The following is a 13,514-nucleotide window of genomic DNA, read 5'->3' on the forward strand; positions in this document are numbered from 1 at the left end:
TCAGAGGGCATTATAGCCTTCCTTGACGTCTTTTTTATTTGCCGTACTCTGCAATCATTTGCTGATAAGCAGTTGCGATTTGTGCTGGTGGCAATTGCCAATCAACGATTCCTACTTTTAATAATAAATGCCATGCATGTCGATAGCTTTCTTGTTGATGGTTAAAATAAGCATTACTTAGAAAATGTTTTATTGCTAGGTATGATTTATTTAGATCTGTTAGTTTTGTTGATTTTTTAGCGGTTGTAATTCGCTGCCAGTTCTCCTCATCAAGAACAACTAAGTGTGTCCATTGCATTTTAGCACTAAATAATAAGATTAATGCTAGTGAGCGAACATAAGTCGCCAATAGTTTCTCTTTATCTATTTGTTCTGGCACAACAACCTTATACCACCCTGCTGCTTCTGCCATATCTGATAATGCTAGGTCAAGATCAACAAAGATTGTCTGTTTCCGCGTTTCAGGACCAATCATTAGTTCTTTTTCTTGATCAATTTGCAATTCTAAATCAATAATTTGATGGAGCATTTTTGTAATATCAAGCATTATTTACCTCCTAAATAAGGAGCAGGGAAGACACTCTAACTGCTACTCTGTCTTCCTGCTCCTTGTCATCTACTATTATGTAGCTTTACACTCTTAAAATCTCATTACTTCTCTTTTGCTGTTGAATCCTCATCTGCAGTATCTGATTCGGTAGATTCATCTTGATCTAACGCAGGTGCAGCTGCCTCAACGTCCGCAAACTGCTGAGTATCATCATCTGCAATCTCCATATGATTACTTCTAACAGCAAGTGAGGCTCGATCATCTAAATACCACTTACGCACTAATTCATAATGAAGCAGGACATCAAAGAATGAAACTTGAGCGTCAGGATCCTTCACTAAAAAGGCCCACTCCTGACTATAGTCATCAGGATCAAAAGCAATATCAAGTTTAATTCCACGATCAAGTAAGAGTTCAGCACCATTATTACGTGGTAAATTCATTAGCATGTAGTCTTGATCGGCAGTCGCAACAAACAACCGATCAATCACCGTTAACGGCAACTCTGGCTTATCTAACATAAAGCGACGGTCATTTTCTGTTGCAAGGATCCCTAAGTCAATTGTAAAATCTAAGTCCTTTTGTAAGTATTTGGCAAAAGCAATCATTGGCTTAACCGCTTCTCTTAGTTCAAGGTCAGTATGTTGTTTTAATGCATACACAATAAAGTAGTTAACAAGCGCTCGGTTATTAAACTGCATTAATTTATCTTCTAAACTAAGATAAAATAGCGGCTCATGTTGGCTCTGCTCAGTAAAAGCTGCTTCACCACGACTATCAATTACAAATTTAAAAATTGCTTCATCACCGATTGATGCAACGGTTGCTTCAAATTCATGGTCTGGTTCACTCTCGGTAACATTAACAGTCGTATCACCATGCATCTTTAATAAACGATCCATAAAAATCAAATAATAATCGGCAGCTTTATAATGTGGCGGAAAATCAACAAAAGCATTAGCTAAGTCCATCTTTGCTAATTTAGTTGTTGCAGACAATAAGTTCTTAGCATCTTTAGTTTGCGCTAACTGGTCTAGTAATTCCACGTAACGCTGACCAAGATTAAGGACATCTTTAAAGGAGTCAGACAACGCTTGAACACGTTCGCTAGGCGACGTTACAATTCGATTATTGCTCATCGTTGTCCACCTGCTTTCCGTCTTCGCCATTTAAACTGGCCAAGTAATTGGCATATAAGTTGCGGTTTGCCAATTCAAAGTCTTCAAAACTACCAAATGTATCAATAATACTCTTTTGTTCATAACTCAAAATAGTATTTTCTTTTGATAAGGACAACACGACCCGTTCATTATCTTTGATTGTCTGAGCAGCATTGCGGGATTCTTCTTCTTGATCTTCTAGTTTTTGTAATTTTTCAACGAGTTCTTGCCGACTCTCTTTATTGCGGCTTGATTCCCAAATACCAGACCGTGAACTAATATCCTTTAATTCCTCTTGAAGAGCCTCTTTTTGTTCCTCACGTTCACGCTGATGATCAATTAAGTCTTGGAGCCGGTCATTTTCACTGGAAATTTTGTTGATTCGTTCACTATTGTATCGTTTATTGTCACGGGAAAGTTCAAATGCAGTCCGTAATTTCTCATATTCAGTCTCATCAAAAGAGAAGCGAACATTTAAAACATCTAATTCCCCAAACTGACGACGGTCCCACCAATTACCAAAGTATATCCGATAATGACCTGTCTGATATTCTTCATAGTAGAAAAATGGATAAGTCTTTCCAAGATACTTGATTAAGTTTTCACTAAGATAATTACTTAGCTGATCTGCTAAATCATCGACTAAATTCATGACACCCTTGTCATTTGGTTGCTGCTCACGATGCTCAATCTCTTTTGCATAACGTTGATTATCCAATAATTGATAAATTTCACGATCGCGGTGATTGGAAATTGCATCGTTAAAGCGCCGTAAATACTTTATCTTCGTTATAATCTGTTGGTTGATGACTTGAGTAACATCAAGTGAATCACTGTTAGTTTCTACACTCGCCATAAGCATGCTCCTTGTCTAAATAACTACCTATAATAATAAATAATTTTACTGTCCTTTTTCCACTATTTTTAAATTTTTTTCAAAAACTTTAGATTTTTACGCTAATATTCCAACTAATCACGTAAAAAAGCTTTTCAGAACTAAATAATAATTCTGAAAAGCTTTTCTTTTAATTTCCCTTTACCTAAAATAACATCAATGAACACCCAAGGTTAGTTTTGCAAATCGGCTCATTCGATCAATTGTCCATGCTGGTTCCCAGACAAATTCAACATCAACGTTTTCAACTTCAGGAACTTTTTTAACTGCCTTAACCACCATGTCAGCTAAGACATTAGTCAACGGACAGCCCATCGTTGTTAACGTCATCTCAATTAAACAGATTCCATCATTATCTAAGTCGATTGTATAGACCAAGCCAAGATTAACAATATCAATGTGCAATTCGGGGTCAATGACTGTCGATAATTGCTGTACGATGTCGTCTTTAATTAATTGTTTGTCTCTCATCTTTTTAAGCTTTATCTCCAAAAATTTTTGCACGAATTGCTTGACCAGTCGGTGTGCCGGCAAGACCACCAATTCCTGTTTCACGAAGCGATTCAGGCAATCCATGACCGACTTTATCTAATGCTTCAATACACTCATCTGCTGGAATTTTACTTACACAGCCTGCTAATGCCATATCAGCTGAAATCAAGGCATTGCCTGCACCAATCGCGTTTCGCTTAACACACGGAACTTCTACTAGTCCTGCAATCGGATCACAAACCAATCCTAACAAATTAGCAATTGCCATTGCAAGCGCTTGTGAACTTTGCTCAGCATTACCACCGGCTACCTCAACAGCTGCAGCAGCACCCATTGCTGATGCACTACCAACTTCTGCTTGGCAGCCACCAGTTGCCCCGGCAATTCCAGCATGATTAGCGATAACCATCCCTAATCCACCAGCTGTGAACAAGAAACGAACCATCTGTTCTTCACCTAATTCCAATCGTTTTTCAAGCATAAAGATAATCCCTGGTAGCGTTCCAGCTGAACCGGCAGTAGGGGTAGCGCAAACAATCCCCATTGAAGCATTTACTTCATTTGTTGAAATCGCATCCTGAACAGCCTCCATCATTGCATCTCCAGAAAGGGAACGTTTATTTTGCCGATAATCTTTAATCTTTACGGCTTCCCCACCAGTTAGCCCCGTTTTCGAGAATACACCTTGACCTTCTGAACCTTTCTTTACGGCAGCACGCATCGTTTCTAAATTCCGCTTCATTTTATCCCATACTTCTTGCCGTGGGTTACCAGAACTTTTACACTCTTGTTCAATTATCAATTCAGAAATAGGCTTGCCAGATTTCATAGAATCATCAACGATTTCTTTTATACTATCATACATAATGAACACTCCTCTTTAACCTATAAACAAATAATATTTTCAAATTTATTTTGCAGATCTTTAATCACTTCATCACGCATATAGTTTTTTATATCGTATTCATAAATATCACAATTTTCCCCTTGCAATACTTGCTTACGATTGAACGGCGCAACTTTTTCAAGTTCAGCAGTAACCGGAAGAGCATTTTCATGCTTCTTTTCTTTATCCACATAGATAATGATTGGAAGCGGACCAGATGGCTGCACTTCAACCCCGTCTAATACAAAGTCCCGAATTTCGATTGCACCACCACCGATAGAACATCCTGAAATTCGGACTTTCTTCCCTGGAGCAGACATCTCTAAAACTGCTGTATTAGGGTGGTTAATTGGACTTTCGCCTGATTCTTCCACAAAGCGAATATCAATGCCATTATCACGCGCAATTTCAGGAGCAGTCGGTACACGTGGATCATCTGTAGCAAAGCCCATTACCCCAGCTGCTATTGCATAATCAGTGCCATGCCCGCGGTGTGTTTGCGCAAATGAACCGTAATAATGAACAGTAACTTTTTTGGGTACGCCACCAAAAAGTTTATTTGCTGCTTGACCAATTGCAACAGCTCCAGCAGTATGTGAACTAGAAGGGCCAATCATAATAGGTCCGATAATATCAAAAACACTTCTATAATTTCCACTCATTGTAGATTCCCCTTTTCTTGTCAAATTTGGAAACAAGAATTACTATCTTTCTTTAACAATGTCGCCTTTTCGAATTTCAGAAACGGTATGGATCTTGAAGTTCTTAAATACCCAGTGACCAATGTAGGCCCATAGCGTACTGTTAATTAAAATTAAAATTACTGCTTCTAGTGTCTTGAGCCATGGGTTCATCCCGAATACAACAATAAGTCCAGCCCATGGAGTTGCCATCCCTGTAACGCGAACTACTAATCCAAACGCTGTGACAATAATTCCGTTTACTGCACCAGCAAATAAATTCGTAACAAAAATCGGAATTGGATTGGCAGAAATAATATCTAATTGCGTTAATGGTTCAATAGTTACAGCAATCGTTGTTGCCTTATCTCCAAACTTCATTAATCGGAAGAATGAAAAGTTTAAGAACGAGTTTCCTGTACATCCTAGGGCCCCAATTGCCATTGGAACACCAAGAAGATTGATTAGACTCGTTAGGACCATTGAGGACAGTGGTGTCATACCAACTAACGGAATAATTCCACCAAGGATTGCACCCATTACCCAAGGATTTGCTGTCTCTGCTTGCTTAATTGAGCCACCTATTACTTGCAAAATAGCCATAACACCTGGTTGAATTAACATAGCAATTCCATTTGCTAATAATGGTGCAATTAAGATAACGACAATTAAATCCAGACCACCAGTAACACGTTTTTCAATCTCTTTAACAAGGAAAGAAATTAAATATGCAGCAATAAATGCAGGAAGTAACTTAAACTTGATTAAAGAGATTCCGATAATCATAGAAAACACAGGACTAATACCGAATGCTAATGGCACTAATGCACCAGCAGCTAAGCCACCCATTGATCCCATGACATTACCAACTTGTTCAGCAAATTGAACATGGAAGACCTCACCAATCGCGTAACTTAGAAACGCTTGTGGTAAGAACGTGGCACATGCGGCTCCTGACAATGCACTTACTGATTGCTTACCGTGAGGAGCTTTAAATGTAAATAAACTCATCGCAGCAATAACCAAGAAGAGCATTACAACACCTATAAGAATAGATAACATATGCTTAACCTTCTTTATTTTTTATTAATAATTGATTATCGGTGACGTCTTAATCCGGATTGATAATAAATTATTATTACAATAATAGTATATCGTGTTGCTTCAAACTTGTAAACGCTATAATAATAATTTATTATTATGAAACAAACTTATTTTTGCCGTTACAACAGCTGCATCTTTTGCTACTACTGGGTTTTATATTCATGTTATTTCTAAAATAAGATTAAAATTATTTTGTTAACATTTACCCAATCTCATAAATATAGTGTCTATTGTTAATTATTCAAATGATAATTTTTTATTTTGAAAATTGATTTAATTCTCAAAAAAGGATAGAATGTGAGTAACATTATAATAATCAAATTTTAAGTATTAAAATATTTTTACGAACAGAACGGGCTGTGCCCCCCCCCCCAGATTTTTGGGAGGGGGGTATTATAAAAACATTTTTCCAAAGGGGATTTAAATATGCCAAACGAAAAAATAAAAGACTACATAAAGAAATATATTCCTCTAGCAAATTTTATTGCTGATATTCTGGGACCAACCAGTGAAGTGGTTCTCAATGATGTTACTGACTTAGATCATGCTGTTGTTTATATCAAAAATCCCACTATTACCAATAGAAAGATTGGGGACCCTGCTTCAAATTTTGTTCTAAAGATAATGAAAGACGGCATAGATGATAAAACAAACTACATCGCAAATTACTCTGGCAAATCCAAGTTACATCCACATATTAGAGCATCCACTTTTTTTATAAGAAAACAGAAAAAAGTTGTGGGAATGCTTTGCATTAACATTAATCAAGAACCTTTAGAAAAGCTAAATGAACAAATTGATACATTTAGAAAAATGTTTGAAGTTAACACTACTCCAATCGGAGATTATGAAAGTAAAACAGATGTAGAACCAGCTAGTCAACAAAAAACTATTTCTGAAAACTTTAATAACTCCGTTACCTCACTTGCAAAAAATGCAGTAAAAAAGAAAGAACAGGAACTAAACATTACTGCAAACTACTTCCAACAAGAACAAAAAATAGAACTTATTAATGAGTTATATGAGGAAGGATACTTCTTACTCAAAGATTCTATTAGAGTAATTGCAGAATACCTTGATAGTTCTGTCCCAACAATTTACCGATATTTAAATAAAGTAAAAAATTCTCACTAAAAAGATTCCGCCATATTTGACGGAATCTTTTTATAATAGATAATTAATCATCCCTGCTTTTATCATCGAATCTCTTGTTGTCTTTTTTAAGGTTTCAACCGAACTTGCCATTGCCTGTTTCTCAACAATGTTTAATGGTAATTCGATTACTTCTTGTATGCCACCGGCCCCAACAACGGCCGGAGTACCAATATAAACATCATCATAACCATATTGACCATCTAAATAACAACCAACCGTAATAACGCTACCCTCATCACGTAAAATAGCCGTAGCAATGCGCATTATTGCAGTTGCAACTCCATAAAAAGTTGCCCCTTTATAATCTATAATTTGATATGCCTTATTACGAACAGACTTTTCAACATTAGCTAAGTCCTTTAATGTGTATCCCTCTTGGAAAATAAGATTTAATAGAGGAATCCCGCCAATATCGGCAGATGAAAACGCAGCAAATTCTGAATCGCCGTGTTCTGCCAAAACATTTATATTAATACTCTGCGCATTAACGTTAAACATTTTAGCTAATGCTATTTTTAATCTTGCGGTATCTAGCGATGTTCCTGTACCGATTACTTGTTCACTAGCAAATCCAGATTATTTTAATACTGCATAAGACATAATATCAACTGGATTAGCTGCAACTATAAAGATCCCATCAAAACCGCTCGATACAACTTTCTTTGTAATTTCTTTTATTATTTTAAGATTTTTTGTTACTAATTGTAGTCTAGTTTCTCCAGGTTTCTGCGGAGCTCCAGCACATATAACCACAATATCAGCGTTATAACATGTCTCATAATCAGCAGCGTAAATCTTAAGAGAACTGAGGTAGGGTGTAGCATCTTCTAAATCCATTACATCCCCTATTGCTTTTTCTTTAGTGTGGTTAATTATTGCTAATTCTCCTGTCATTCCTTGATTAATCGCTGCATATGCATATGCAGAACCAACTGCACCGTCACCAATTAGTACTACCTTTTGGTGATCATCATACATCTTTATCCCTCCAAAATTTCTGTTTTCTAAAATACAAATACAACTATAACAGTTTGATAAAAAAATGTCACGATAATATTTTTTTATCAAAAAAAGCCTAGTCATATAGACTAGACTTTTTACGTAGATTGTTTCAAAAATTTCTAATTATTTGTTACGAAACGGAACTGCATTATCCTTGGTAATCTTAGTTATTCCATGCATATATGGTACTAATACGTCTGGAATAGTGACCGATCCATCTTCATTTTGATAGTTTTCAAGAATAGCCGCAACTGTCCGTCCAACTGCAAGCCCCGACCCATTCAATGTATGAACATATTGCAATTTACCATTTTCATCTCTGAACTGTGTATGCATTCGCCGTGCTTGAAAATCAAGACAGTTTGAACAACTCGATACTTCACGATATTTGTCCTGAGCTGGCATCCACAATTCAATATCATGAGTCATTGATGCAGTAAAACTCATATCCCCAGTAGTTAATGTAATTACGTGGTAAGGGATATCAAGTTTCTTTAAGATATTCTCACCATTAGCAGTCATTTTCTCAAGTTCGTCCCACGAATCTTCTGGACGAGTATATTTAACCATCTCAACCTTGTTAAATTGATGCATTCGAATCAAACCACGAGTATCACGCCCAGCTGCTCCCGCTTCAGAACGATAGCATGGGGTCAGTGCTGTTACATATACAGGTAACTCTTTTGCAGGGATAACCTCCCCCGAGTAGTAGTTTGTCAACGGAACTTCGGCAGTTGGGATTAAGGTCATATCTTCCCCGTTTACCCGATAGACACTTTCACGGAATTTTGGATATTGTCCCGTACCATACATTGCTGAAGCCTTAACAATATACGGTGGTAAAACCTCCGTATAGCCATCTTTCATGTGTTCATCTAACATAAAGTTATAGACTGCTCGTTCTAATTGTGCCCCCATGCCTAAGTAATATACAAACCGAGCTCCAGAAACTTTTGCGGCACGGTCAAAGTCTAAAATGCCAAGGTCTTCGCCAATTTCCCAATGGTGCTTTGGTTCAAAATCAAATTTACGAATCTTACCAACTTTTCGTAACTCAGTTGCCCCATCTTCTGTTAAACTTACAGGAACTCCTTCATGTGGAATGTTTGGTAGGCGAGACATTTTATCATGAAATTCGGTTTCATTTTGAGTTAATTTTTCATCTAACTCTTTAATTTCATTATTAATTTCCCGAACTTTTGCAATAGCTTCAGTTGCATCTTTATTTTCTTTTTTAGCATTTCCAATTAGATCTGATGCTTCGTTTCGCTTTGCTTTTAACGTTTCAGTTTGTTGTAATAATTCACGTCTAATCGCATCTAAACTAAGCACTTCATCAATTTCTTCAGTTTTTACTCCCCGTGTAGCTAATTTTTCCTTAAAGAAACCTGGGTCCTTACGAATCTTCTTAATGTCTAACATAAAATACCTCCTACATAAAAGAGCCATTTCGTCCTTAAAATTTTGGGACGAAATGGCTCTTGTTCCGCGGTACCACCCAAGTTTGGCAAATTATAATTTACCACTCTCTTAGTAGATAACGGTTACCACCGTGCGGAATTACCCGCCCACATTCATAGCATCGGAGTTTCGATCACTAACTCACACCATCCGTTAGCTCTCTGTACAATCTACTTGAAATGCTTTCGTGTTTCTTATTTACGATTACATTGTATAATAAATGTTTTCCTTTTTCAATAATAATTTTTTATTTAAATAAAAAATTATTATCTACTCCAATGCCTTTCAATAAATTGTTGGCGTCCACCAGCTTCTTCTAAGGCAAAACGTTGCGGATTTTTCTTATAAAAATCCTGATGATAATCTTCCGCGAGATAGAACGGTTGAGCATCTTCAATTGCTGTTACGATTTTATCATCCCCAAATTGACCACTTTCTTGGAGCGCTTTTTTAGATGCTTCCGCAATTTGGCGCTGATTATCATCCTTAACAAAAATTACTGGTCGATAATTATCACCACGGTCTTGGAACTGACCGCTCGCATCAGTTGGATCTGTTTGGTGCCAGTAGATTTCCACAAGGTCTTTATAAGATACTTTACTGGGGTCAAAGGTGATCTTTACCGCTTCAGTATGCCCCGTTGTTCCTGAACAAACTTGCTCATAGGTTGGATTAGCGACATGACCACCGGTATACCCTGATTCAACTTTCTCAATACCAGGGTAAGTGTCAAAAGGTCTGACCATGCACCAGAAACATCCACCGGCAAAAATTGCTGTATCTAAACTCATATATATCAATCCTTTCCTTGATTTGTCAGCGTTTATAGACGTTATGTTTTTGGACTAAATACCGAGATTTAATGAGAAATATCGAGAAATCTAGAATATTTTTCCCATGATTTTCCCATGGGAAAGTCATTCAATTCACAAAATTTCTCTAAATTATTACTTAATTATAATCCAAAATATCAATTTAAATTAGCTTATCTATGATGTTTTAATTGTCTAGATAGCAATTTAGTTTCTTTATTCGCTTCGACTATATTTTTTCATTCTGTCTTAGTATATCTATTCGTTCTGCAAATATCGCTGTATCTAAACTCATATTAATTACATCCTTTCTTAATTGCGACCATAGATTGGCCAAGCTGCTTCTTGTGCACCTTTATAAGTCTTGTTAATAACTTTCTCAGTTTGCTCCGTCTGGTAGGCAGCAACAATCTTTTTATATACCTTATTATCCTTATTCTTTGCTTGAACCGCAATAATATTAACATAAGGTTTGGCAGCTTGATTAATTGGTTCGAGGTAAATCGAATCCTTCTTCGGATTGAGCTTGGCTGCTACTGCATAATTACCATTTATAATTGAGGCGTCAACTGAATTTAATGCGCGGGCAGCTGTTGCAGGATCAACCTCCTTAAATTGTAAATTCTTCGGGTTACTTACAATATCTTTTAAAGACGGCTTAATACCGCTTCCTTTTTTCACTTTAATCAAGCCAGCTGACTGCAAGACATTCAACCCTCGCCCAAGCGTTGTTGGTTCATTAGGAATTGCAATGGTTGCCCCCTCAGGAAGATCTTGAATTTTCTGATACTTTTGGGAATAAACTCCTAATGGCGAAATAACCGTATTGCCAATTGAGGTTAAATGCGCGTTCTGTTCCTTGTTATATGATTCAAAGTAATAACGCGTCAAACATGAGTGCATATCGATTTTACCTTCCTTTAAGGCAACGTCTGGTTGAACGTAATCATTGAAAATGACATACTCAATATTAATTCCCTGTTTTTTTAACCTTTTTCGAACATTATCCCAGACCGGCTCTGAATCTGTCCCCACTAATCCTAAACGAACAGTCGTGGTTGAAGCTTTACTAAAACGTTGGTGGACGATTCCACCAATTCCAACCACTACAATAATCGCTAAAATAATTGAAATAATTAACCCTGTCCTTTTCTTTCGTTTCATTCTATTTAATCCTCCTTATGCTAGAAAAGAAAAACGTCCCTAAGAACACTGCACCGTGCTCTTAGGGACGTTAATAACGCGTTACCACCCTGTCTTTAGTACAAAAAGTACCCTCAACTCTAATCTCACCTTGAAATTAGAAGCATGGATAACGGCTGCTACCCCGTAGAGAATTTACTTTTAAACTAAGCTCATCCTCTCAATTAACTAAAGACCATCTTCATTATTTCGTTTCCTGCCATCTCTCAGCTACCATGACTCTCTGTATTGGTCGTAAAACAACTACTCATCTTTTCTAACGATATTTTAATTTACTTTTAATTATACTAACGATATTTAATCCAAAAGTCAACCTGTTGCTATGAATTTTATAAGACACAATTGTGATTATTGCATTTTTGATAGACTGAACTATAATGATGATAACAGTTATTTTTCTTTGTTAATAACTGTTATTGATTGAAGCGTTTCAGAAAAAGAGGCGAAGTTATTTATGGCACTAAGTAAGCAAGAACGTAAGGAAATGGCTCGTAAAGCCATGGAAAAGCGTGGCAGCAAGAAGCCGGATGGTTCTGGTTTTGCAAAGATTGATGCTGACGCCAAAAAACTGAGCGAATAACTTTTTTGAAGCAATTCACTTATATTTTTAAAGAGACAGTGATGTTTTTGGACACCACTGTCTCTTTTCTGTTTTTAAAAGGCGTAAGGTTAAGTACGAGCCCGTGACGCGCTAACATCGTTTTAGCTTAGCCAACCGCCCTGTCGAGAAGGTTATTTCCCCCTTCGATGCTTATCACTTTATTTACTTTATTTATTTTGGGCTTCCGTGCAGAATCGGGCGAGACGATCCATCCCCTCCTTAATCTGGTCAAGACTTGTCGCATAGCTAAAACGAAGATATCCTTCGCCACCCTTACCAAAGTTTGAACCAGCAGTAACTGCAACCTTGGCCTCATTTGCTAATTGGTAAATCAACTTACTATCATCTTGATCGAGGAATGGCGGAATCTTAGCAAAGATATAAAAGGCCCCCATTGGTTGTGTACACTTAAAGCCCATCGCTGTAAGCCGTTGATACATATAGTCACGGCGTTTAACGTATTGGGCATCCATCTCTTTAGTGGCTTTATCACCATCGCGCAACGCCACTTCTGCCGCATCCTGTACAAAGGTCGCAATATCAGTGACAGCAAAAGCATGCACTTTAAATAAGAGGTCAGTTACTTTTGCCGGTGCACATAAGTAACCAATCCGCCAACCAGTCATTGCATAGGATTTTGATAAGCCATTAGCAAGAATTGTCTGATCTGGAATCACTTTTGCCATACTTGAATATTCGCCATCATAATTTAATTCACTGTAAATTTCATCACAAATTGCAAAGATCGGCTTGCCCTTAATCAAAGCAGCTAAATCATTCATTTCTGCCTGACTATAAGCAACCCCGGTCGGATTAGAAGGGTTAACAAAAATAACAGCCTTTACCCGTTCACCGTATTTATCCAGATATTCTTGGAGAAGGGCAGGAGTTAATTTGAATCCTGTCTTAGAGGTATCAACCTCAATTGGCGTTCCACCTGCAATCATCACATCAGGGGTATAGATAGAAAAAGTCGGTGTAGGGACAAGGATAACGTCTCCAGGGTTAGTTACTGCTGTAATTGCTGATGAAATTCCCTCCGTAACACCATTGGTGACTAGGATTTCAGTTGCCGGATCATAATGCAAGTCGTATTTCTTTGCTAACGTTGTGGAAATTGCTTGTAAAAGTCCCGCAGCTCCGCGTTGTGGCGCATAATGGGTCCGATTATGCTCAATGCTTTTAATTGCTGCTGCTTTTACATTTTCTGGTGTATCAAAGTCAGGCTCCCCAATCGTGAATTTGATAATTCCGGGAATTTTTGAGACATACTGTGAAAAATCAAATACCTTTAGTGTTGGAACCTCTTTTAAGACTTTTCGCATATAATTACTCATTTCAATCATTTTTTCTAAAGTCTCCTTTTAAGGCTCTACAATATTAAGTACTGATGAACTATCATCGGTGCTTATTTTGTTTTAAAATTTAAAATAAAAAAACGAAAGATGGCTGGACCCCGTCTGTTCGTTTAAGAAAGGACCATCTTTCATGGATAATTTTATCAAAAATGCTT

General features: G+C 37.2%; 13 protein-coding genes and 1 pseudogene. 2 read left to right on the plus strand and 12 right to left on the minus strand.

What is annotated here, in order from left to right; genetic code table 11:
* Positions 1 to 34: 34 nt before the first annotated feature.
* The 7 genes from DTK66_RS10675 to DTK66_RS10705 all read right to left on the minus strand — a co-directional run bounded on the left by DTK66_RS10675 (position 35) and on the right by DTK66_RS10705 (position 5,725).
* On the minus strand, positions 35 to 547 hold the full coding sequence (locus tag DTK66_RS10675; protein WP_153931448.1) for a hypothetical protein: 513 nt from the start codon (positions 545 to 547) through the stop codon (positions 35 to 37).
* A 104-nt stretch (positions 548 to 651) separates the two neighbouring features.
* Entirely contained in the window at positions 652 to 1,689 is a 1,038-nt protein-coding gene (locus tag DTK66_RS10680) for a hypothetical protein (RefSeq protein ID WP_191668660.1), read from the minus strand.
* Entirely contained in the window at positions 1,679 to 2,566 is an 888-nt protein-coding gene (locus DTK66_RS10685) for an exonuclease SbcC (protein WP_153931446.1), read from the minus strand. Before DTK66_RS10685 ends, DTK66_RS10680 begins: the two co-directional genes overlap by 11 nt.
* A 195-nt stretch (positions 2,567 to 2,761) precedes the next feature.
* Positions 2,762 to 3,076, minus strand: coding sequence for a metal-sulfur cluster assembly factor (locus DTK66_RS10690; protein ID WP_191668661.1), 315 nt, complete (start codon positions 3,074 to 3,076; stop codon positions 2,762 to 2,764).
* 4 nt (positions 3,077 to 3,080) lie between these two features.
* Complete coding sequence (gene sdaAA / locus DTK66_RS10695; RefSeq protein ID WP_191668662.1) at positions 3,081 to 3,962, minus strand: L-serine ammonia-lyase, iron-sulfur-dependent, subunit alpha; 882 nt, start codon at positions 3,960 to 3,962, stop codon at positions 3,081 to 3,083.
* A gap of 20 nt (positions 3,963 to 3,982) precedes the next feature.
* Positions 3,983 to 4,645 (minus strand): L-serine ammonia-lyase, iron-sulfur-dependent subunit beta, encoded by a 663-nt coding sequence (gene sdaAB / locus DTK66_RS10700; protein WP_191668663.1) that lies wholly within the window; start codon positions 4,643 to 4,645, stop codon positions 3,983 to 3,985.
* Positions 4,646 to 4,687: 42 nt separating this feature from the next.
* Complete coding sequence (locus DTK66_RS10705) at positions 4,688 to 5,725, minus strand: PTS sugar transporter subunit IIC (protein WP_253923281.1); 1,038 nt, start codon at positions 5,723 to 5,725, stop codon at positions 4,688 to 4,690.
* 468 nt (positions 5,726 to 6,193) lie between these two features.
* On the opposite strand from DTK66_RS10705, the gene DTK66_RS10710 reads away from it, so the two are divergent.
* Entirely contained in the window at positions 6,194 to 6,901 is a 708-nt protein-coding gene (locus tag DTK66_RS10710; protein ID WP_153931442.1) for a helix-turn-helix transcriptional regulator, read from the plus strand.
* A gap of 30 nt (positions 6,902 to 6,931) precedes the next feature.
* On the opposite strand, the pseudogene DTK66_RS10715 reads toward DTK66_RS10710, so the two are convergent.
* From DTK66_RS10715 to DTK66_RS10730, 4 genes and pseudogenes are all read right to left on the minus strand, one after another.
* Positions 6,932 to 7,900: pseudogene (locus DTK66_RS10715) on the minus strand (L-lactate dehydrogenase).
* Positions 7,901 to 8,047: 147 nt separating this feature from the next.
* Positions 8,048 to 9,346, minus strand: a complete 1,299-nt coding sequence (serS, locus tag DTK66_RS10720) for a serine--tRNA ligase (protein WP_191668664.1) — start codon at positions 9,344 to 9,346, stop codon at positions 8,048 to 8,050.
* A 305-nt stretch (positions 9,347 to 9,651) separates the two neighbouring features.
* Positions 9,652 to 10,176, minus strand: coding sequence for a peptide-methionine (S)-S-oxide reductase MsrA (gene msrA / locus DTK66_RS10725; RefSeq protein ID WP_191668665.1), 525 nt, complete (start codon positions 10,174 to 10,176; stop codon positions 9,652 to 9,654).
* A 333-nt stretch (positions 10,177 to 10,509) separates the two neighbouring features.
* Positions 10,510 to 11,361: a MetQ/NlpA family ABC transporter substrate-binding protein gene (locus DTK66_RS10730; RefSeq protein ID WP_191668666.1), complete on the minus strand. Its 852-nt coding sequence runs from the start codon at positions 11,359 to 11,361 to the stop codon at positions 10,510 to 10,512.
* Positions 11,362 to 11,854: 493 nt separating this feature from the next.
* Between DTK66_RS10730 and DTK66_RS11140 the strand changes: the two genes are divergently transcribed.
* Positions 11,855 to 11,980: a hypothetical protein gene (locus DTK66_RS11140; protein ID WP_003664033.1), complete on the plus strand. Its 126-nt coding sequence runs from the start codon at positions 11,855 to 11,857 to the stop codon at positions 11,978 to 11,980.
* Between the two features lie 188 nt (positions 11,981 to 12,168).
* Here the strand turns inward: DTK66_RS11140 and DTK66_RS10735 are convergent, their stop codons facing one another.
* Positions 12,169 to 13,347 carry an aminotransferase class I/II-fold pyridoxal phosphate-dependent enzyme gene (locus DTK66_RS10735; RefSeq protein WP_191668667.1) on the minus strand — a complete coding sequence of 393 codons (1,179 nt, stop codon included), beginning with the start codon at positions 13,345 to 13,347 and terminating at the stop codon, positions 12,169 to 12,171.
* Positions 13,348 to 13,514: the final 167 nt, after the last annotated feature.

Source organism: Limosilactobacillus walteri, assembly GCF_014830205.1.
Lineage (GTDB): Bacteria > Bacillota > Bacilli > Lactobacillales > Lactobacillaceae > Limosilactobacillus > Limosilactobacillus walteri.

What these genes read in the sequence shown, in the direction of transcription:
- sdaAA (WP_191668662.1), bottom strand. Translation starts at nt 3,962, where the DNA reads ATGTATGATAGTATAAAAGAAATCGTTGATGATTCTATGAAATCTGGC.
- DTK66_RS10680 (WP_191668660.1), bottom strand. Translation starts at nt 1,689, where the DNA reads ATGAGCAATAATCGAATTGTAACGTCGCCTAGCGAACGTGTTCAAGCG.
- DTK66_RS11140 (WP_003664033.1), top strand. Translation starts at nt 11,855, where the DNA reads ATGGCACTAAGTAAGCAAGAACGTAAGGAAATGGCTCGTAAAGCCATG.
- serS (WP_191668664.1), bottom strand. Translation starts at nt 9,346, where the DNA reads ATGTTAGACATTAAGAAGATTCGTAAGGACCCAGGTTTCTTTAAGGAA.
- DTK66_RS10730 (WP_191668666.1), bottom strand. Translation starts at nt 11,361, where the DNA reads ATGAAACGAAAGAAAAGGACAGGGTTAATTATTTCAATTATTTTAGCG.
- DTK66_RS10735 (WP_191668667.1), bottom strand. Translation starts at nt 13,347, where the DNA reads ATGATTGAAATGAGTAATTATATGCGAAAAGTCTTAAAAGAGGTTCCA.
- DTK66_RS10675 (WP_153931448.1), bottom strand. Translation starts at nt 547, where the DNA reads ATGCTTGATATTACAAAAATGCTCCATCAAATTATTGATTTAGAATTG.
- DTK66_RS10710 (WP_153931442.1), top strand. Translation starts at nt 6,194, where the DNA reads ATGCCAAACGAAAAAATAAAAGACTACATAAAGAAATATATTCCTCTA.
- DTK66_RS10705 (WP_253923281.1), bottom strand. Translation starts at nt 5,725, where the DNA reads ATGTTATCTATTCTTATAGGTGTTGTAATGCTCTTCTTGGTTATTGCT.
- DTK66_RS10685 (WP_153931446.1), bottom strand. Translation starts at nt 2,566, where the DNA reads ATGGCGAGTGTAGAAACTAACAGTGATTCACTTGATGTTACTCAAGTC.
- DTK66_RS10690 (WP_191668661.1), bottom strand. Translation starts at nt 3,076, where the DNA reads ATGAGAGACAAACAATTAATTAAAGACGACATCGTACAGCAATTATCG.
- sdaAB (WP_191668663.1), bottom strand. Translation starts at nt 4,645, where the DNA reads ATGAGTGGAAATTATAGAAGTGTTTTTGATATTATCGGACCTATTATG.
- msrA (WP_191668665.1), bottom strand. Translation starts at nt 10,176, where the DNA reads ATGAGTTTAGATACAGCAATTTTTGCCGGTGGATGTTTCTGGTGCATG.